The 19326-nt window shown below is 63.6% G+C and carries 15 protein-coding genes and 1 riboswitch; of the genes, 5 read left to right on the plus strand and 10 right to left on the minus strand.

Features of this window, described 5'->3' with window-relative positions:
- Nucleotides 1–96 precede the first annotated feature (96 nt).
- Nucleotides 97–213: riboswitch (TPP riboswitch) on the minus strand.
- 45 nt (nt 214–258) lie between these two features.
- The 9 genes from AC1DYC_RS09340 to AC1DYC_RS09380 form a co-directional block, all read right to left on the minus strand.
- Nucleotides 259–1017 (minus strand): FkbM family methyltransferase, encoded by a 759-nt coding sequence (locus AC1DYC_RS09340; RefSeq protein ID WP_477307448.1) that lies wholly within the window; start codon nt 1015–1017, stop codon nt 259–261.
- Complete coding sequence (locus tag AC1DYC_RS09345) at nt 1014–2249, minus strand: hypothetical protein (RefSeq protein ID WP_477405669.1); 1236 nt, start codon at nt 2247–2249, stop codon at nt 1014–1016. The genes AC1DYC_RS09340 and AC1DYC_RS09345 overlap by 4 nt, the downstream gene beginning before the upstream one ends.
- Before the next feature lie 15 nt (nt 2250–2264).
- Nucleotides 2265–3695 carry an aspartate aminotransferase family protein gene (locus AC1DYC_RS09350; protein ID WP_477408227.1) on the minus strand — a complete coding sequence of 477 codons (1431 nt, stop codon included), beginning with the start codon at nt 3693–3695 and terminating at the stop codon, nt 2265–2267.
- Between the two features lie 68 nt (nt 3696–3763).
- Nucleotides 3764–4771 (minus strand): NAD-dependent epimerase/dehydratase family protein, encoded by a 1008-nt coding sequence (locus tag AC1DYC_RS09355; protein ID WP_477405671.1) that lies wholly within the window; start codon nt 4769–4771, stop codon nt 3764–3766.
- Nucleotides 4768–5202: an EamA family transporter gene (locus tag AC1DYC_RS09360; RefSeq protein WP_477342087.1), complete on the minus strand. Its 435-nt coding sequence runs from the start codon at nt 5200–5202 to the stop codon at nt 4768–4770. The genes AC1DYC_RS09355 and AC1DYC_RS09360 overlap by 4 nt, the downstream gene beginning before the upstream one ends.
- Nucleotides 5203–5309: 107 nt before the next feature.
- The gene (locus AC1DYC_RS09365; RefSeq protein WP_477405673.1) at nt 5310–6677 is read right to left on the minus strand and encodes an FAD-binding oxidoreductase; all 1368 of its coding nucleotides are present in this window, start codon (nt 6675–6677) and stop codon (nt 5310–5312) included.
- A 3-nt stretch (nt 6678–6680) separates the two neighbouring features.
- Nucleotides 6681–8114 (minus strand): UbiA family prenyltransferase, encoded by a 1434-nt coding sequence (locus AC1DYC_RS09370; protein WP_477405675.1) that lies wholly within the window; start codon nt 8112–8114, stop codon nt 6681–6683.
- A gap of 207 nt (nt 8115–8321) precedes the next feature.
- Nucleotides 8322–8585 carry a hypothetical protein gene (locus AC1DYC_RS09375; RefSeq protein ID WP_477231363.1) on the minus strand — a complete coding sequence of 88 codons (264 nt, stop codon included), beginning with the start codon at nt 8583–8585 and terminating at the stop codon, nt 8322–8324.
- A gap of 280 nt (nt 8586–8865) precedes the next feature.
- A complete protein-coding gene (locus AC1DYC_RS09380; protein WP_477405677.1) occupies nt 8866–11352 on the minus strand; it encodes a mechanosensitive ion channel family protein in 2487 nt (828 codons plus the stop codon).
- A gap of 207 nt (nt 11353–11559) precedes the next feature.
- On the opposite strand from AC1DYC_RS09380, the gene AC1DYC_RS09385 reads away from it, so the two are divergent.
- The 5 genes from AC1DYC_RS09385 to AC1DYC_RS09405 all read left to right on the plus strand — a co-directional run bounded on the left by AC1DYC_RS09385 (nt 11560) and on the right by AC1DYC_RS09405 (nt 18349).
- The gene (locus tag AC1DYC_RS09385; RefSeq protein ID WP_477280734.1) at nt 11560–12819 is read left to right on the plus strand and encodes a sarcosine oxidase subunit beta; all 1260 of its coding nucleotides are present in this window, start codon (nt 11560–11562) and stop codon (nt 12817–12819) included.
- Between the two features lie 11 nt (nt 12820–12830).
- The gene (locus AC1DYC_RS09390) at nt 12831–13127 is read left to right on the plus strand and encodes a sarcosine oxidase subunit delta (protein WP_477307464.1); all 297 of its coding nucleotides are present in this window, start codon (nt 12831–12833) and stop codon (nt 13125–13127) included.
- Nucleotides 13124–16120: a sarcosine oxidase subunit alpha gene (locus AC1DYC_RS09395; protein ID WP_477405679.1), complete on the plus strand. Its 2997-nt coding sequence runs from the start codon at nt 13124–13126 to the stop codon at nt 16118–16120. Before AC1DYC_RS09390 ends, AC1DYC_RS09395 begins: the two co-directional genes overlap by 4 nt.
- Entirely contained in the window at nt 16113–16730 is a 618-nt protein-coding gene (locus tag AC1DYC_RS09400) for a sarcosine oxidase subunit gamma (RefSeq protein WP_477405681.1), read from the plus strand. The genes AC1DYC_RS09395 and AC1DYC_RS09400 overlap by 8 nt, the downstream gene beginning before the upstream one ends.
- 176 nt (nt 16731–16906) lie before the next feature.
- Nucleotides 16907–18349: an MFS transporter gene (locus tag AC1DYC_RS09405; RefSeq protein WP_477405683.1), complete on the plus strand. Its 1443-nt coding sequence runs from the start codon at nt 16907–16909 to the stop codon at nt 18347–18349.
- Between the two features lie 22 nt (nt 18350–18371).
- On the opposite strand, the gene AC1DYC_RS09410 is transcribed toward AC1DYC_RS09405, so the two are convergent.
- Entirely contained in the window at nt 18372–19076 is a 705-nt protein-coding gene (locus AC1DYC_RS09410) for a nitroreductase (RefSeq protein ID WP_477405685.1), read from the minus strand.
- Between the last annotated feature and the right edge of the window lie 250 nt (nt 19077–19326).

The raw sequence follows: 19326 nt of genomic DNA on the forward strand, positions 1-19326 counted from the left end.
TCCTTTGCTCGTGCATTGGAGACCCAGTTCTGTGCCGGAAGGATGAAAAGACGCCTTGGCCGCCCTGTTCGAAACAGGACCTCGGGCATGGAATCCCGCAAAGCGCTTGCACCGTCCCTACGCCAGTATGAACTGGATCAGGTTCAACGGGTCACTGCGCTGCGAAAGCCAGCAGTATCTCAGCCCCTTGTCGGGACCCCCCTGGTGAATGCCTCAAGTTGAACGGGCAAACGTGGTTTTGTCAAGCGGCTCGGTCGCTCAGGCGAAGGCCCAGATGTCCTCGGCCTGGAAACCGACCTGGTAGCCTGCAGTCTTCAGCTTGACCACGACCTGGCCGATTTCGGCGGCCGGCAGTGCGCCGACCTCGACCTTGATCATGCCGGGACGGTAGCGCTTGAGGTCGAGCTGCTCAAAGACGATCCAGTCGGCGCCCTCGCAATCGACCAGGAAGGCGTCGATATGCGTGACGCCGTTGCGGTCGAGCAGCGTCTGCAACGTTTCCGACGGCACCTCGATATCCCTGAGGTGCGGCGCGAACTTGTTGAAATTGGCGTCGGCCTCGCCCCAGGCGTTCTTGCCCGACATCAGATTGGTGTCGGTGACCGACGAGCAGCCGATGAACTCGATTGGCAATGTACCGGCCTCGAGCGCTGCTGCATCGAAAGTGTGGACGGTGATCGTGCCCTTGGTTTTGGTCACCGCAACCGGCTCGATGATGAATCGGGTCGTGTCGGGATAGTTGGCGCGCAGCCGCTTCTGATTGTACGGGATCGGCTCGACCAGCACGGCCCGCGCCCGCGGGATGCGATGCAGCCACGGCGTGACGTCGTCGAACAGCGCGCCGTCGCAGGCGCCGACATTGACCATCTGGAACGGTTGCCCGCCACCGCTGAAGCGCGCCTTCAGCGCCGCCTTGGCCAGGAATTTCGTGCCATGCAGCGCCGGCCCGCGATCGAGCAGGCCGGCAGGCAGACCGAGTGAAAGGGCAATGCGCGCCAGACCGGATACAGAACTCATGGCTTATCTCCGGGAAGGGCGTGCAAGGCGATGGGCCGCCTTCCATTCAGGTTTGCCGACGCCCACAGCGCCATGACCGGACCCACCAGCAGCAGGAAGGGCGGCAGAAGGTTGGGGAAATAGATGCGGGTGTCGTGGATCGGAAAGACGGTGAATTTTGCCAGCACGCCGAGCACAAGTGCTGCCAGCAGGATGCCCGCGCGGCGATCGAGCCGGAAGCCCGCGCGGCTGAGCGCAAACCACCCGGCCAGCGCCAGCACCGAGACGCCGACCCAGCTGTTGAGCTCAATGGCGCGAAGGAAGGACGCGGCAAACGCCTTGAGATAGGCGGCGACCGAAAACGGCGGCTCGAAGCCATCCATATTGTAGTGCTGCTCGATGCTGGAGAACCACAGATGCGGCCACCAGCCGGGATGCTGCGCCCAGTGCGAGATGGCGAAATAGGCGACAAGGGACGCGGCAAAGCCGGCCAGCGCGCCCCATGCCCGCTGCCGGAAAACCACCAGCAGCACGGCGAAAATGGCAAGGAAAACAATATTGTCCGGCCGCGCCATGAAGGCGAGGAAGAGCAGGACCGCGGTCGCAACTTCACGACCACGCACGTAGGCAAGCAGACCGCCGAGGAACAGCGCCGAGCACAACAGATCCGGCGTCGAGGCGCGTGCCGCGTCACCGAAATCAGCCATGATTAGCACCGCGCCGACCACCGGTGCCAGCGCCAGCCCGCCTTCAGTTCGCAGCCAGAGCAGCGTGATCGCGCCGAACAGCAGCACCGAGACGACCTGCAGCAGCCGCATCGCCTCAACCGGCGACATCACCGCGCTCATCGTCGACAGGACCTCGGCGTAAAGGAACTTGATCCGGTACATGCCGAGCAGCGAATGGAAGTCGGCGGCACTTTGCGCCATGTGGCTGCGGAAGCCGCCGCCATCGTCGGTCAACGCCTTGTAGTCGGCGGCCGACACGCCCGCCTGGATCGTGCTGTACGCATAGTCATGCAACGCCTGCGCATCGGGATAGCTGCCCTCCTCGGCAATGGCGAGATAGGGCAGCATGTCCCAATTGGCGTCGGGCATCGTCCAAGCGGTAAAGGCCGTGACCAGGATGTAGAGCGAAAACGCGATCGCGCCGATCGGCGCCGCCCAGCGCGCATAAGTCCCCTCGCCCCACGCCAGAGCGGCAGCGGTCAGGCGGTCGAGTGTGTTTTGCGCGGCGGGAGGCTTGCTCAGCATCGTCAGGCTCGGGACTTAACGGACTTGGCTTTTTACGAAATCCTTCACGATCGACACGATGCCGCGCGACAACAGGCTGTCGAAGGCATCGACGAAACGGTCGACATGCTCGCGCTGGCAGATCAGCGGCGGCTCGAGGCGGATGACGTTGCGGTTGTATTCGGTGAAGGCGACGAGCACGTCATAGTCGCGCAGCAACAGCGCGCCGACGAAGCCTGACAGCGAGCCCTTCAGCTTGTCGTCGAGCACGCTGACGATCGGCCGCAGCACCATCGGCAAGGTCTGCGAGAAGTCGTGGAACTCGAGCCCGACCATAAAGCCTTTGCCCCGCACATCCTTGATGATCTTCGGATATTTCTCCTTGAGCGCCCGCAGACGCTGCAGCAAATAGTCGCCGGTCGAGGCGGCATTGTTGATCAGCCCCTCATCATAGAGCACGTTGATGCCCTCGATCGCCGTGATGCAGGCCTCGCCCATGCCGCCGAAGGTGGCCATGGCGTGGATCATCGCCGTCTTCGGCGTGCCGTAGGCCTTCATATAGACTTCACGCCGCGCGATCATGGCGCCGACCGCCGCCTTGCCGGCGCCGAGCGACTTGGCCAACGCCGTCACATCGGGCACGACGCCATAGTGCTCGAAGGCATAGAAGCGGCCGGAACGGCCGTAGCCGCACTGCACTTCGTCGGCCACCCACAGCACGCCATACTGGTCGCAGAGCGCGCGCAGCTTCTGCCAATATTCGGCCGGTGCCTGGATGATGCCGCCGCCGCCCTGGATGGTTTCGAGCACGATGACGCCGACCTCGGGATCGGTGCGGAACAGCCTCTCGACCGCCTCGATGTCGGCGAACGGAATGCGCACCGTGTTCTCCGCCATCTTGAAGTCGGCGCGGTAGAGCTGACCGTCGGTGATGCCCAGCACGCCCTTGGTCTTGCCGTGGAAGGAGTTCTCGGCATAGACGATCTTCGGCCGCTTCGGCCCGGCGGCCCGCTCGGCGAGCTTCACCGCTGCTTCCATGGCTTCCGAGCCGGACGAGCCCAGAAACACCATGTCGAGATCGCCGGGCGAGCATTTGGCGATGTTGTGCGCGAGTGCCGCCGCATATTGCGACATGAAGGCGATGGCGATTTCCTGGCGCTTTTCCTCCTGGAACTTTTTCCGAGCCTCCAGGATGCGCGGATGGTTGTGGCCGAAGGCCAGCGAACCGAAACCGCCAAAGAAGTCGAGGATCTTGCGGCCGTTCTGGTCGATGTAGAACATGCCTTCGGCGCGCTCGATCTTGATCTTGTGGAAGCCGAGCAGCTTCATGAAGTGCAGCTGGCCCGGGTTGAGATGCGCCTTGAACAGGTCGGTCATGCGCGCGACATCCATCGACTTCGCCTGCTCGACACTGATCAGTTCGGGCTTGGCGATGGTGGTGGGCGACAGCGCCGGCGCGCTGACCATGGTGCGCGCGTTCGTCTGCTCAGGCTTGGCCATGACGGTCATCTCGGAGTTCTCCTGGTCGTCCCATTCTATTCGGCAGGGACATGATTGGCGGTGACGGCAAGGCCGTCCTTCTTGGCGCGGTATTCGCTGTAGGCGGCGATCAGCATGTCCTCGTCGCGATATTGCGGCACCCAGCCGAGCTGGCGCTCGGCCTTGGACACGTCGAGCACGCACTCCTCGTCGGCGATCAGATATTGTTCGGGATCCATGATCGGCATGTTCATGAGATCGAGCAGGTCGAGCGTGCGCTTGACCGCCCAGCCCGGCGTCGGGATCAGCAGCGATTTCGACCCGGCATGCTTGATCAGGTCGCCGAGCAGTTTTTTCACCGGCGGCGGATTGAGCGAGCCGAGATTATAGGCCTCGTTGGGCACGCCGGCCTTCCAGGCCGCGCGGGCAGCCTCGGCGCAGTCGAACACCGAGATGAACTGATAGGGATTCCTGCCCGAACCGATCATCGGCACCGGAAAATTCCAGTCGATCAGCTTGAACAGTTTTTCCAATATGCCGAGCCGGCCGGGGCCGATGATCAGGCGCGGCCGAAACAGCGAGACCGACATGCCGCGCTTGCGCCATTCGGCGGCGAGCTCCTCGGTCTTCTGCTTCGACCAGCCATATTCGCCGAGCGGGGCGACCGGGTGCTCCTCGGTCATCGGCTGGGTCACCGTGTGGCCGTAGATCATGTCGGTGGTGTAGTGGACGAGCTTGGGCGCGCCAGCCTTGTCCATCGCCTGCATGATGTGTTCGGTGCCGTGGAAATTCACCGGGAAGAAGAAGTCGTGGCGCTTGGCGCGCACCTGGATCGGCGACAGCATCTTGGCCGACAGATTGTAGACCATGTCGTCGGCCTTCAATCCGACTTTGGCCACCGAGGCCGGATCGGTCACGTCGCAGGTGACGAAGCGGACCGAACGGTAGTGCGGCAGATCGCTCTTGACGATGTCGGCAACAACCACATCCTCACCGTCGGCCACAAGCTTCGGGGCAAGATGACGGCCGACGAAGCCGTCACCGCCGAAAATTATATGTCTCATCGAACGGTCTCGCTGCTGCTGATCTTGTCGGAGCTGATGGAAGCCGTCTGGTCCTCATGCCCGCGCCCGCTTTGCGCGATCAGCACCGTGCCGACGCAGATGAAGGCGATGCCGGCAATGCGCCAGGCGTTGAGGTCCTCGCGGAAGATGAAGTAGGCGAAGATCGCCACCGCGACATAGGCAAGGCTGAGGAACGGATAGGCAAAGCTGAGCTCGACCTTGGACAGCACATAGAGATGCGAGGCCATCGAGATGACGAAGGTGCACAGGCCGAGGAACACCCATGGGCTGAAGACGATCTGCAGGAGCTTCAGAAGCGGGTTGGTGCCTTCGAACGAAATCGGGCCGAGCGACATCATGCCTTGCTTCAGCATCAGCTGCGCCGCGGCATTGGTCATGACTGTGAACAGAATGAAGACGATATATTTCATATTTTCCACCCGCCGCTTGCGACGGTCCTACTACTAACCTGCAAACATTTCGTGAAGCCACGACAATGTTTGAACTACCCCGGGACTTACGGTCTATTTACCATAAACTATTCGAACTCTACCTGTTCCGCCGCCTCGACGCGCCCCGGCCTCATGCCGAGCTTTTTCGCTGTTCGCAGCCAGAAACTGGACATGAACGCAGGGTCGCGTAGCGCTTCCAGCCGCTGCCACTGCGGGAAGGATGCCGCGAAAGTCTCAGGCCCCATGCGCGCATCCTTGTATGGGTTGACCGCGCCGCCGGCCGCGACCGTGATGCGGTCGAGTTCGCCAAGCAGTGCCAGCGTCCTGCCGCCGCGATTGGGGAAATCGAGCGTCAGCGTGAAGCCCGGCCGCGGAAAGGAGAGCAGTGCCGGCGAGCGGATCGACCCGAAGCGCTTCAGCACGGTGAGGAAGGAGCCCTGCCCTGCCCGCCGGGCCGCGTCGAGCAGCGCCGGCACAGCCTGGCGCGCGGCATGTTCCGGCACCACGCTCTGGTGCTGGTAGAGACCTTTGGGGCCATAGAGCCGGTTCCAGTCACCGACACCGTCCAGCGGAAAGAAGAAGCCCTGATAGCCGGTTTGGCGCGGCTCCGATGAGCGCCCTTTCTTCCACCGGTAGGCGGCGTTGAAAGCAGTCAGGAACGGCCGGTTGAGCACGTTGAAAGGCGGCTGGACCGGCACCGAAAGGCGGGAGCCGGCACGAGACGCGGCATGCGAGCCATGCTCGGCGTGATTGCCCGACAACAACAGGCCGCGCCCGCGGCCATGGCCGCCGGCCAGTTGGTCGATCCAGGCGACGGCATATTCATTGGCCTGGTCGGCGGCCTCGGCCAGTCCGAAGAATTCACTGAGATCGGCAAACCGCGTCGCCGTCTCGACGATGTCGAGCGAAGGCACCCGCATCAGCCGGATCGAGGCCGACAGGATCAGGCCGGTCAGCCCCATGCCGCCGATCGTCGCCGCAAACAGCCGGGCATTGTCGGTTGCCGAGCAGGTGTAGCTCCGCCCGTCCGAGCGCAGCAGCGTCAGCGATTCGACATGGCAACCAAAGGTGCCGCGCCGATGATGGTTCTTGCCGTGAACGTCGTTGGCGATCGCGCCGCCAAGGGTGACGAACTGGGTGCCCGGAACCACCGCCGGAAAGAAACCGTAGGGTGCGGCGTACGCAATGATATCGGATAGGAGCACGCCGGCTTCCGCTTCGAGCACGCCGGTTTCGGCATTGAAGGCGCCGATACGGTTCAGCGGCCGCATGTCGACAACCGCACCCGCCTCGCTCTGGCAGGAATCACCGTAGGAGCGACCGTTGCCATAGGCGAGCAAGCCGTTTGCCTTCGCCTTGCCGCCTTTCATCAGCTCGACAGCCGTATTGGCCGTGATGGTTCGCTTTGCGGCCGGCGTGGCGCGGCCGAAACTCTGGAACCGTTCGCCCGCCATGCCCTACCAGCCTCCGACGACCAGCAGTGCTGCGCCGATCGCCACGATGATCTGGCTGCGCCAGTCGCGGATGATGAAGACGACCGGATCGTCGTTCATCTCGTCGCGACGCGCCAGGATCCAGACGCGCATGGTCAAATACAGCACGATCGGCGCCAGCGGCCAGACCAGCCATGGATGCGGATAAAGTTCGCGCACGGCGGCGCTGTCCATGTAGAGCGCCAGCACCAGCGCCGAGGAGAAGGCCGACGCCATGCCTGCCTGGGCGACGATCTCCTGGTCTTCGATGCGGTAGCCGCGGCCGGCAATACGCTCGCCCACCGGAATGACTGTGGTGCGCAGTTCGACATAGCGCTTCACCAGCGCCAGCGACAGGAAGAAGAAAATCGAGAAGGCGAGCAGCCAGAACGAGACCTCGACGCCGGTCGCCGCAGCGCCCGCCAGCACGCGCACCGTGTAGAGGCCGGCCAGCGTCAGCACGTCGACCAGAAGCATGCGCTTGAACGACAGCGAATAGGCCGTCGTCACCACAATGTAGCCGGCGAGCACGCCCAGGAACTCGATCGGCAGCAGCAGCCCGGCGGCAATGCCGATCGCCAACAGCACGGCCATTGCGCCGAGGCCGAAGGGGATCGACAGCGCGCCGCTGGCGAATGGCCGGTTACATTTGGTCGGGTGCTTGCGGTCGAGCGCAAGGTCAAAGAAATCGTTGAGGATGTAGATGGCCGAAGCCACCGCACTGAAGGAGACGAACGCCAGCAGACATTGCCAGATCATGTTGGTGTTGAAGTATTCGTGCGACAGCACCATCGGCACCGCGATCAGCGAATTCTTCAGCCACTGATGCACCCGCAGCATCCTGACGAATGTCTTCAATGTCCTTTTCGGCGCCGGCAGCACTTCGGCGCTATTGGCGGCCTGCCAGCGCTTCGCATGGCGGTCGGGCGCCACGACGATGGCATCGCGCGCGGCTTCGAAAACCTTGAGATCGTGACGGCTGTTGCCGGCATAGTCGAAACCGCCATCGCCATAGGCGGCAGTGAGCGCGTCACGCTTGCGGCCCGAGGTCATGTTGTGCGGACCGTCGGTCGCCAGCACATAGTCGAAGATGCCCAGATGGGCGGCGATCGCCTCGGCGAACTTGCGTGGCGTACCTGTCGCCAGCACGATCTTGCGACCGTCGGCATGCTCGGCGCGCATGCGCTGCAGCAGTGCTTCGCGATAGGGCAGCGAGGCCGGATCGATGTCGATGCGGTCGGCAATGGCTTGCTTCAGCTGCGCCGGGCCGGCGACCAGCCAGAACGGAACCAGGAAGATATAGAGCGGATTCTTCTTGAGAAGGATGAACAGACCTTCCCACAGAAGGTCGGTCGCAATCAGCGTCCCGTCGAGGTCGACCGCAAGCGGGATTGCGTTCTTGTCCGACCGCGCATCCATGTCTGTCCTGTCCTGCTCATAAACCCGTCGCGCCGTGTTTCGGCGTCTTCACAAGGGTATAGCGGCGGAACGGCATAGTGAACGTTAAAACGCCTGGTTGCAGCCGGTAGACACGATGATATTTCCCGCGTCATTGTTAAGCAATTGCTACCACGAACAATAAAAGGCCGGGCATTGCCCGGCCTCTACAAGAGCTACCCGCCAATGTTACTTGATGCGGGCGACGCCACCCGAAATTTCGACCGTTTCCGAGCCGGTCAGGGCCTCGAGGTCACCATTGGGCAAGGTGACGAAACAGCCGTTAGGGCAGAATTCCACGGTCTCGCCGGCGGCCAGCGCCAGCTCCGTCTTGCCGCCGCCTTCCGTCACGATCAGCGTACGGGTCTCAGCGTCCTTGTTGACCGCGCTGGCGGCAAAGGCCGAGCCACTCGCTGCGGTAAAAGCGATGGCGACGACGAGCGACTTCCACATTTTGCAATATCGGTGTTTCCACACCGCCTCTGTTGCATTTCGCAAGGCATTATCGCCTTTGCATGTGAGCTTATATGAGATGCAAGCTGAACCGCAACTGAATGCCGCATTCATGCCGCAATTGGTTTCGCCAAGCGCCAAGGCGCCTTGAGATTCAGGTCAGGCCGAGTCGAAAATGGTTGATACCGAGAACCGGAGCGGAGCGTACTTAAAGTACGTGAGCACCGGAAGCGCAGGTATTGGCCATTTGCAGGCCGGCCTCACCTGAATATCAATGCGCCTAGCTGGGATCGGGCTTTCGCGCCTTACGGCCCGATTTGGCCAGGCGCGCCTTCTCGGCCGCCGCTTCGGCCTCCGCCTGCTCCTTCTCGGCGAATTCGACTTCGATCTTGTCGTCGTCGAGCGGCCATGCCTCGGTCTGCTTGACCTTGACCTCGGCGCGCGGCGTCGAGGGGATTTCGATGTGCTCGGCCTGAAACGCATCGAGCACGGCAAAGCGAATATCGTTCTGCACGATGGCCCCGTTCAGCACATCGGCAAGAAACACGCGGATCTCGAACTCGAGTGCTGCCGGCCCGAAATTGGTGAACAGCACGAACGGTTCCGGGTTCTTCAGCACCAGCGGATGGCTGCGTGCGATATCCAAGAGGATTGCGTGCACCCGCTTGACGTCGCTGCCATAAGCGACGCCGACCTTGATCTCCACACGCCCAAGCTTGTTGCGGTGCGTCCAGTTGCCGACCGCGTTGTTGATCAGGTTCGAGTTGGGCAGGATCACCGACTGCCGCTGGAAGGTCTCGATCTCGGTGGCGCGCACACTGATCTTCTTGACCGTGCCTGAGGTCTCGCCCGCGACGATCCAGTCACCGACCTTGAACGGCCGCTCGGCAAGCAGGATCAGGCCGGACACGAAGTTGGAGACGACATTCTGCAAGCCAAAACCGATACCCAGCGAAAGTGCGCCGGCAACCAGCGCCAGGTTGGAGAGATCGATACCCGCCGCCGAGATGCCGACGAGGCCGGCAACGGCGACGCCGGCATAGCCGACCGCCAGCCGGATCGAATTACGCACGCCGGTATCGACCTTGCCGCGCGCCATCACGGAGCCGTCGAGCCAACCCTGGAACCAGCGGGTCAGGAAATAGCCGATGATGAAGACGACGATGCCGGTGAGGATGCCGGTGACCGAAATCGTCACCGAGCCGATGGTGATGCCTGTCGCCAGCTTATAGGCCCAGGCCTGGATGTCGCCGGGCTGGAACCCCCACATGAACAGGATCAGCGGCAGGAACACCAGCACGATCATCAGGTTGATGGCGACGCTGACCACCAGCCCGAGCTGGTCGAGCGCGGTATCCTCGTAGCCGGCATTGGTCGACAGCCAGCGCCCGATCGAGGTGCCGGCGAAACCACCCTCCTCGCCGATCTCGCGCGCCGACAGGAAGCCTATATAGGCGGTGACCAGGATAGTGCCGGTGACCACGACCTGCAGCGAGACGAAGATTGCAAGGCCGATATAACCGAACAGCGCCGCCGTAATGGTGGATAGGCCCAGCGCCACGGATGTGTAGCGCAGCCAGGCCGGCCACGGGCGCCAGCTTCCGTCGGCTCTCTTATACGGCCTCAGCAACGCCATCAGGATCAGGATGACGCCGACGATGACGGTGGCGACAAAACTTCTGGCGATCGTCAGCGACAATGGCGAACCCATCTTGTCGTTGACGATCGACAGGAAGTTATTGACGCCGATGACGACCGCCATGGCCGTCGTCAGCCGCACCAGCCAGCGCGCCGGGCCGGTCTCGACCTGGATCAGGCGCCAGTTCGGCATCCGTGGCTCCAGCGCGGCATTGGTCAGGCGATTGACGCAGAACACCACCGCGATGACGGCAGCCAGCGCGTTGAGGAAGACGCCGATGTCACCGCGCAGGACATTGTAATAATTGTACAGAAAGACAGTCGAAACGAGGAAGGCGCAGACCGCCAGCGTCGGCAGCAAGGTCGACCAGAACGCCACGGACAGGCGGCTGAGATAAGTCGGATCCTCGACCGACGGATCGGCTTCGAAGATGCGCCCGAACAGACGGCGTCCCCCGACGAGAAGCACTGCCGCCAGCCCCAGCGACATGAACGTCGCGGCAAGCATCGCCTGGAACTTGAACTTGAAGGCAAAGCTCAGCCACGACGATACCGCCCTGAAAAGGTTGGCGTATTCGTCCCTTGCGTCGGAGAACACCTGCGAGCTCAGCGCTTCGGACAGTGTGTAGCGCTTGGTCAAAAAGCTGCGGAACTGCTCGCTGCGCATGTTGCCGATCTTGTCGATCAGCCCGCTGATGCGGATCGACAGGTTCTGAGCGCTGGCGACGACCGCGTTGATCTCGGCCTTTTCCGATGCCAGCGCCTGGCGCTCGCCGGTCACGATGTCGGGCTCCTGCGGCTGGCCCGCCGCCGGCGGCGGACCCAGCACCTCGATGCGGTTGTTGATATCGGTGAGCCGCGAACGGAACGCCAGCGCACTGGTCAGCGCCGCCCGCGACAGATCCTCCAGCTGCAGGCGGATATCGACGAGGGAGGCATCGTCCTGGCCGTCCTGCTGTAATTTCTTCTCGAGATCGTCGGTCTTGGCGGTCAGGCCCTGGATGACCTTCTGCTGGTCGGTGACCAATCCGGCAGCACCCTGGCCGAGCGCCTGGGCCAACGCGCCGACAGACGGCGCGGACACGACCAGCGCTAGGATCAGGAGCAGACGGAGCAGGCGAAAAAACATAATGCTAGCGACTCAATCGCGCGGCAAAGGCCGCTTCTAAAGCGATCCTTGATAAAGACGCTCATCCCAAGGGGCAAGTCATGGCCAGGTCATGGCGGTTGCCGGCCTTGCCGGAGTCGGCCAGTCGAAAAGCCATGGCGCAATCTTGGCTTTGCACCCGCCGCCTGCTCTATAGTCTGCCGCATCGCATCAAGGATGGCATGAAGAATGGCGGAATATTCAGCCCTTTCGCTTCTCACGAACGCGCTCAAGGGAAACCAGGACTGGAAGCCGGCCTGGCGCAAGCCCGACCCCAAGGCTTCCTATGATGTCATCATCATCGGCGGCGGCGGCCATGGCCTGTCGACGGCCTACTATCTGGCCAAGGAACACGGCATCACCAATGTCGCTGTGCTGGAGAAGGGCTGGCTGGGCTCCGGCAATGTCGGCCGCAATACCACAGCGGTGCGCTCCAACTACCTGCTGCCCTCCAACACCCGCTTCTACGAACATTCGATGAAGATGTGGGAGAACCTGTCGCACGACCTCAACTACAACGTCATGTTCTCGCAGCGCGGCTGCCTGAACCTGGCCCATACGCCGGCCCAGTTCGACGACTACGCACGGCGCGGCAACGCCATGCGCCATCTCGGCGTCGACGCCGAGCTGATGAGCACCGCCGAGATCAAGCGGCTGGTGCCGGCGCTGGACGTTTCGGCTTCGGCGCGCTTTCCCATCGTCGGCGGCCTGATGCAGCCGCGCGCCGGCACCGCCCGCCATGACGCGGTCGCCTGGGGATATGCGCGCGGCGCCGACCGCCGCGGCGTCGACATCATCGAGAATTGCGAGGTCACCGGCTTCCTTCGCGACGGCGACCGCATCACCGGCGTGCAGACGACGCGCGGCGAAATTCGCGGCAAGAAGGTTGCGGTCGCTGTGGCCGGCAGCACCGGACGGGTGATGCAGCTTGCAGGCGTCGACAGAATGCCGATCGAGAGCCATGTGCTGCAGGCCTTCGTCACCGAATCGCTGAAACCCTTCATCGACACGGTCCTGACCTTCGGTATGGGCCATTTCTATATGTCGCAGTCCGACAAGGGCGGCCTCGTCTATGGCGGCGACATCGACGGCTACAACAGCTACGCCCAGCGCGGCAATCTGCCGATCGTCGACGAGGTGATGAGCGAGATGCTGGCGCTGTTTCCCGGCCTTGCCCGTGTGCGCATGCTGCGCTCCTGGGGCGGCGTCTGCGACATGTCGATGGACGGTTCGCCGATCATCACCACCGGGCCGCTGCCGGGCATGTATCTCAACTGCGGCTGGTGCTATGGCGGCTTCAAGGCGACCCCGGCCTCGGGTTGGTGCTTTGCCTACACCATCGCCAAGGACGAACCGCACGACTTCAACGCGCCTTTTACGCTCGACCGCTTCCACCGTGGTCTCGTCATCGACGACAAGGGCCAGGGCGCAACGCCCCGGCTGCATTAGGGTTCAAACGAATGCTTATCACCTGCCCCTATTGCGGCCCGCGCGACGTCATCGAGTTCACCTACCAGGGTGATGGCAACCGCGAGCGCCCGCAGCCCAATTCGCAGGACCTCGACGCCTGGAACGCCTATGTCTACGACCGGCTGAACCCGGCCGGCGACCACAATGAGATCTGGCAGCACTCCGGCGGTTGTCGCACCCATCTGAGAATGGTGCGCAACACGGTCACGCACGAGATTTCCAGCACCGGTTTCGCGCACGGCGACCACAACGCCGCCGCCCGGCACAAGGCGGGGGGCAAGTCGTGAGCCCGCGCCGCATCGAGACCGGCGGCCGCATCGACCGGCTGCGCACCATCCGCTTTACCTTCGACGGCACGCCCTACACCGGCCATGCCGGCGACACGCTGGCCTCAGCGCTGCTTGCCAACGGCGTCACGTTGTTCGGCCGTTCGTTCAAGTACCACCGTCCGCGCGGCGTGCTCTCCGCCGGTGTCGAGGAGCCGAACGCGCTGGTGACGGTGCTGCGCGGCGACGTGCGCGAGCCCAATGTCGCGGCGACCATGGTCGAGATCTATGACGGGCTGGTGGCCGTCAGCCAGAACCGCTTTCCCTCGCTCGCCTGGGACGTCAACGCCGTCAACCAGCTCGGCGGCAAGCTCCTGGCCGCCGGCTTCTACTACAAGACCTTCATGGGTCCGGTCTTCGGCCCGCTGAAAGGCACCCGCTTCTGGATGTTCTGCGAGCATTTCATTCGCCGCGCCGCCGGTCTCGGCAAGGCCGGCATTGCCGCCGACACCTCGCGCTACGAGCGCATGAATGCGTTTTGCGACGTGCTGGTGGTCGGCTCCGGCCCGGCCGGCCTGTCGGCCGCAAAGACGGCTGCCGACCAGGGCGCACGCGTTATCCTGGCCGAGTTGGAGCCGCGTTTCGGCGGCTCGGCCAACTGGTCCGGCGAGACCATCGACGGCGCGCCGGCCGCCGACTGGGCGGCGCGCACCGTCAGCCAGCTCGAAGGCCATGACACGGTGCGCCTTTTGCCGCGCACCACGGTGTGGGGCTATTATGACGGCAACACGCTGGCCGCACTCGAGCGCGTCACCGACCACAAGGAAACGCCTGGCAAGGGCGAACCGCGCCATCGCTACTGGGCGATCCGCGCCAAAACCGTGGTGCTGGCCACCGGCTCTTTCGAACGGCCGCTGGTGTTCCCCGGCAATGACCGGCCGGGCGTCATGCTGGCGCATGCGGCCGAGCGCTATGCCAATGACTATGGCGTGCTGCCCGGCGACAGGATCGCGCTGTTCACCAACAATGACAGCGCCTATCGCTCGGCGCTGGCGCTGAAGAAAGCCGGCGCGGCCATTGTCGCCATCGTCGATGTGCGCCCCGAACTGTCGGCCGAGATGCGCAGCCTCGCCACCGAGGCCGAAGCCGAAATTCTCTCCGGCCATGCCGTGGTCGCCACCGAGGGTGGCAAGGCGCTCTCCGGCCTCAAGGTGCAGCGCTTCGACATGAACTCTGGCTTGCTCAGCGGCGACGCCCGCAGCATCCACGCCGATTGCCTGCTGATGTCGGGCGGCTGGTCGCCGACCATCCACCTCGCCAGCCAGGCCGGCGCGAGTGCCGAATGGAACCCTGCCCGCCAGGCCTTCCTGCCGCCGAAGCCGACACAACAGCGCTGGGTCGGCGCCGGCGCGTTCAACGGTAGCTTTTCCACGGTCGAAGCCATCGCCGAAGGTCGCGCGGCCGGCCTGTCGGCGGCAGGCGGCGCGACCGCGCCTGCAGCCTTGCCGGACGTCGAGGCAGCGCCCGGCAGCCCCGATCCGGCGCCGGTGTTCGAGATCAAGGCGAAAGGCAAAAGCTTTGTCGACTTCCAGCATGATGTGACGGCCGAAGACGTGCGGCTGGCGCATCGCGAAGGCTTTGTCTCGGTCGAGCACCTGAAGCGCTACACCACGCTCGGCATGGCGACCGACCAGGGCAAGAATTCCAACGTGCCGGGCCTCGCCATCATGGCCGAGGCGCTGGGCAAGCCGATCCCCGAAGTCGGCACGACGCGTTTCCGCCCGCCCTATTCGGCGGTGTCGATCGGCTCGCTCGCCGCCGAACGTTTCGGCGATTTGAAGCCCGAGCGGCTGACGCCGATGCATGACTGGCACCTCGCCAATGGCGCGACCATGTATTCGGCCGGCCTCTGGTTCCGACCAATGATCTACGGGCTTTCAGGCGAGACGGTCGAGCAGGCCTATGTCCGCGAGGCCAAGGCGACGCGCGAAAGTGCCGGCATCGTCGACGTCTCGACCCTGGGCAAGATCGCCGTGCAGGGTCCTGACGCGGCTGAGTTCCTCGACCGCGTCTACACCAACATGTTTTCCACCCTCGCCGTCGGCAAGGCTCGTTACGGCCTGATGCTGCGCGAGGATGGGCTGGCCTTCGACGACGGTACCACCTGGCGGCTTGGCGAACAGGATTTCCTGATGACCACCACCACGGCGAACGCCGGCAAGGTGATGCAGCATCTGGAATATTTCCTCGACGTCATCTGGCCGGAGCTGAAGGTGCACGTCACATCAGTGACCGACGAATGGGCGGGCGCGGCCATCGGCGGGCCGAAGGCGCGCGCCATCCTCGCCGCTTGCGTCACCGGCACCGCTGTCGACAACACAGCCCTGCCCTTCATGGGCATTGTGCATGGCCAGATTGCCGGCGTGCCGGTGATGATTTGCCGGCTGTCCTTCTCCGGCGAGATGGCCTTCGAGGTCTATTCCGGCGCCGGCCACGGCACCCATGTCTGGGAAGCGCTGGTCGAAGCCGGCAAGCCGTTCGGCCTGGTCACCTACGGGCTGGAGGCGCTGGGCACGATGCGCATCGAGAAGGGCCATGTTACCGGCGCCGAGATCGACGGCCGCACCACGGCGCGCGACCTGCATCTCGACTGGATGCTGTCGAAGAAGAAGCCTTTCATCGGCTCGGCGATGATGGATCGCGAAGGCCTGATCGCGCCCGACCGGCTGCAACTGGTCGGCCTGGTCTCGCTCGACAACCTTCCGCTCAACGGCGGCGCCCATATCGTGGCGGAGCTTGACGAGGCCAATCCGCACGATTCGCTCGGCCACATCACCGCCTGCTGCTATTCGCCGGCGCTGGGCAAGCATATCGCGCTGGCCCTGGTCGAGGGCGGCAAGGCGCGCCACGGCAGCCGCGCGTTCGTCTCCGATCCGCTGCGCAAGCGGTTCGGACCGGTCGAGATCGTCTCCAACCATTTCTACGACCCGGACGGGAGCCGCATGCATGGCTGAGCGCCAATCACGTGAAAGCCAACGACCTGAGCGCCTCTCGCCGCTCGAACCGGTGTTTCATCCGGGTTCACACGGCAATTTCGAGCATGGCGTCGATGTCATCCTGACCGAGACAAGGCCGGGCTCGATCCTGCAGCTTGCCGCATGGCCGGGCGCGGAAAAGCAACTGATCGAGGCGATCCGCAGCGTCACCGGCCTCGCTCTGCCCGACGGCGCAGGCAGCGGTCTGGCCAAGGACGGCAAGGCGGTATTCGGCTTTGCGCCGGGAAAGTTCACGGTCGTCGATGAAGCCGAGGGTCTGGCTTCGGCCTTTGCCAAGGCTGTCACCCCGGCCATCGGCACGGTGACCGACCTGTCTCATGGCCGCACTGCGATCCGCATCGCCGGGCCGAAGGCCGAATGGGTGCTGGCGAAATTCTTCGCCATCGACTTCGCACTGCCCGCCTTCCCCGTCGGTGCCGGCCGCTCGACCACCCATCACGACGTCTTCGCCCAGATCCAGCGCACCCGCGCCGATCAGTTCGACATCTATGTCTTCCGCTCCTTTGCCCGCTCGTTCTGGAAGGCGCTTTGCCATGCAAGCGAGGAAGTCGGCTACGAAGTACAATAAGCGAAGCGGCAAAATGGCCGTTTCCCCTCGACTTCTGGCATCAACGCCGACCGGTTCTGCCGCTAGAGAATCCTGCTGCAGACGCCCATGATGGAACAAGTGGCCGTCCAACCGGTCCAAGGGGTCAAAAAGATCCCGTCTCAGAGTCGGCATCGTCGTTTGGTTCGAACATCCCCATGACTGCAGAACTATCCGCCGGCGCCACGGATCGCGCCGATGTGTCGGCCAGAGCCTTGCTCTTGCTGCCGCTGACGGTCGCCTGCGGCGTGTTCATGACCAGCCTCGACCAGAATGTCGTGGTCACCGCCCTGCCCGGCATCAGTGAAAGCCTCGGCCGCCCGCCGAGCCAGCTCGGCCTGCTGATTACCGTCTATGTCGCCAGCCTGATCATCTCGATGCCGCTCGGCGGCTGGGCCGCCGACCGCTTCGGCCTGCGCAACGTCTACTGCTTTGCCTTGCTGGTGTTTGCGGCGTCATCGGCGCTCTGCGGGCTGTCCAACGACATCTGGACGCTCGTCGGCGCCCGGGCGCTGCAAGGGTTCGGCGGCGCGCTGATGGGGACGCTGGGTCAGGTCGTCATCCTGTCGACGTTCCCGCGCAGCCGCACGCTGAAGATCAACATGTACATCTCGCTCGCCGGCCAGTCAGGACCGCTGGTCGGCCCGCTCGTCGGCGGCGCGCTGACCACCTACATTTCGTGGCGCTGGATCTTCTTCATCAACGTACCGTTTGCGCTGGCGGCGGCCGTTCTTGCCGCGTCGCTGTTTCCGACGGTTACCAAACCGGTGCGCACACCGTTCGATTTTCCGGGCTTCCTGCTGGTCGGCAGCGGCATGGTGCTGCTGGTCTTCGGCATGGATTCGCTTGCCGCGAAAGACGCGAGCAGCAGCATGATCGCGGCCGAGTTGGCGTTGGCGATCGTCATCCTGACGGTTGCCTCCTTCTACTGCCTGCGTGCCCGCAACCCCTTGCTGGACCTGAAACTGCTGCGCATCCGCACCTTCCGCATCTCCTTCCTCACCGGCGGCGGGCTGGACACGATCGGCCTGAGCTCCGTCGTCTTCCTGCTGCCGCTGATGTTCCAGCTCGGCTTCGGCATGAGCGCGGTGCAGGCGGGCTCGCTGACCTTCGTGGCCGCGATCGGCTCGCTGACCATGCGTGTTTTTATGCCGCGGCTGCTCAACCGCTTCGGCTTTCGCCGTGTGCTGGTCGTCAACACGCCGATTGTCGCCGCCATGGTTGCGGGCTTCGCCGTGATAGAGGCGACCACACCCGTCTGGATCGTGCTTGCCTATATCTTCGCCTTCGGTGTCCTGCGCTCGGCGCAGTGGGCATCGACCGGCAATCTCGCCTATTCCGACATCGCGCCCGACCAGCTCGCCCGCTTCAGTGCCCTCTATTACATTCTCTGGCAGCTGGCGGTGGCAATCAGCGTCGGCCTGGCGGCAGCACTGCTGTCGTTCCTGGCCGGCGGTGGGCCTGCCGTGACCAACGACTTCCGCATCCTGTTCGTGGTCGAGGGCGTCATCACGCTGTGCGCACTGATCGCCTATCTCAAGCTGACGCCGCAGGACGGCGCCCATGTCAGCGGCCACGGCGCGCAAATGACCGTGGAATAGTACCGGCGAGCTAAGGCTCGCCCTATTCGCTGAACGTCACCCACTCTTCCAGCGGCACGCGGTCGGTGCGGAAGTCGTTTTCGGGCTTGGAGGTGTCTTCATGACCGAGTGCCATGCCACAGACGACGATTTCCTCGTCGGGAATGTTGAGCACCGGCCTTATCTGCCGGTGATAGGGCGCAAAGGCTGCCTGTGGGCAGGTGTGCAGGCCCCTGCCCCGCGCCGCGACCATGATGTTCTGCAGGAACATGCCGTAGTCGATCCACGAGCCCTGGTTCAGCCGCCGGTCGATGGTGAAGATCATGCCGACCGGCGCATCGAAGAAGACGAAGTTGCGGTCGTGCTGGGCGCGCATCTTGTCGACCTCGCGGCGGCCGATGCCGAGCGCCCCGTAGAGCCCGAAACCATTGGCGCGCCTGCGCGTGAGATAGGGTTCGAAGAACTGGGTGGGATAATAGCGATACTCGTCCCAATCGGCTTTCTCGGCGCGAATTCCGGAATTGAGAATGGCATCGGTAATCTGCTGCTTGATCTCGCCCTTGACCACATAAACCCGCCAGGGCTGCATGTTGGTGCCGGAAGGCGCGCGCGCGGCGACGGAGAGAATGGCGCGGATCGTCTCGTCATCGACCATGTCGGGCAGGAAGGCACGCACCGAACGACGCGACAGGATCGCCTCGTCGACAACAGCCGCGTCCTGCGCGATTTGGGCGTTTTTTTCCAGCATGGGCCGTCCCTTTGCGCATACCCGGAAGGCCGAAACGGCGTTCAGAGAAGACCTTGCGCAGATTCCAAACCTTGGTCGCCGACCCGGCGCCCCCAGATCAGCCGTTCGTGGCCCGAGCCTTTGCATGAACCGTCAAAATCGCGCAAGCAAATCTTGTGGCCTCATGAAAATCCCCTTGATTTTTTCACGCACGTGGGGTCTCATGAAATTCACTCCAGAATTTTCATCCAGTGAGCGTTTTGCCCCCAGC

It is taken from the genome of Mesorhizobium sp. P2_E7, assembly GCF_056403855.1.

Bases quoted from the DNA above. Each gene is read 5' to 3' on its own strand.
- AC1DYC_RS09340 (WP_477307448.1), bottom strand. From the start codon at position 1,017: ATGAGTTCTGTATCCGGTCTGGCGCGCATTGCCCTTTCACTCGGTCTG.
- AC1DYC_RS09345 (WP_477405669.1), bottom strand. From the start codon at position 2,249: ATGCTGAGCAAGCCTCCCGCCGCGCAAAACACACTCGACCGCCTGACC.
- AC1DYC_RS09350 (WP_477408227.1), bottom strand. From the start codon at position 3,695: ATGGTCAGCGCGCCGGCGCTGTCGCCCACCACCATCGCCAAGCCCGAA.
- AC1DYC_RS09355 (WP_477405671.1), bottom strand. From the start codon at position 4,771: ATGAGACATATAATTTTCGGCGGTGACGGCTTCGTCGGCCGTCATCTT.
- AC1DYC_RS09360 (WP_477342087.1), bottom strand. From the start codon at position 5,202: ATGAAATATATCGTCTTCATTCTGTTCACAGTCATGACCAATGCCGCG.
- AC1DYC_RS09365 (WP_477405673.1), bottom strand. From the start codon at position 6,677: ATGGCGGGCGAACGGTTCCAGAGTTTCGGCCGCGCCACGCCGGCCGCA.
- AC1DYC_RS09370 (WP_477405675.1), bottom strand. From the start codon at position 8,114: ATGGATGCGCGGTCGGACAAGAACGCAATCCCGCTTGCGGTCGACCTC.
- AC1DYC_RS09375 (WP_477231363.1), bottom strand. From the start codon at position 8,585: ATGTGGAAGTCGCTCGTCGTCGCCATCGCTTTTACCGCAGCGAGTGGC.
- AC1DYC_RS09380 (WP_477405677.1), bottom strand. From the start codon at position 11,352: ATGTTTTTTCGCCTGCTCCGTCTGCTCCTGATCCTAGCGCTGGTCGTG.
- AC1DYC_RS09385 (WP_477280734.1), top strand. From the start codon at position 11,560: ATGGCGGAATATTCAGCCCTTTCGCTTCTCACGAACGCGCTCAAGGGA.
- AC1DYC_RS09390 (WP_477307464.1), top strand. From the start codon at position 12,831: ATGCTTATCACCTGCCCCTATTGCGGCCCGCGCGACGTCATCGAGTTC.
- AC1DYC_RS09400 (WP_477405681.1), top strand. From the start codon at position 16,113: ATGGCTGAGCGCCAATCACGTGAAAGCCAACGACCTGAGCGCCTCTCG.
- AC1DYC_RS09405 (WP_477405683.1), top strand. From the start codon at position 16,907: ATGACTGCAGAACTATCCGCCGGCGCCACGGATCGCGCCGATGTGTCG.
- AC1DYC_RS09410 (WP_477405685.1), bottom strand. From the start codon at position 19,076: ATGCTGGAAAAAAACGCCCAAATCGCGCAGGACGCGGCTGTTGTCGAC.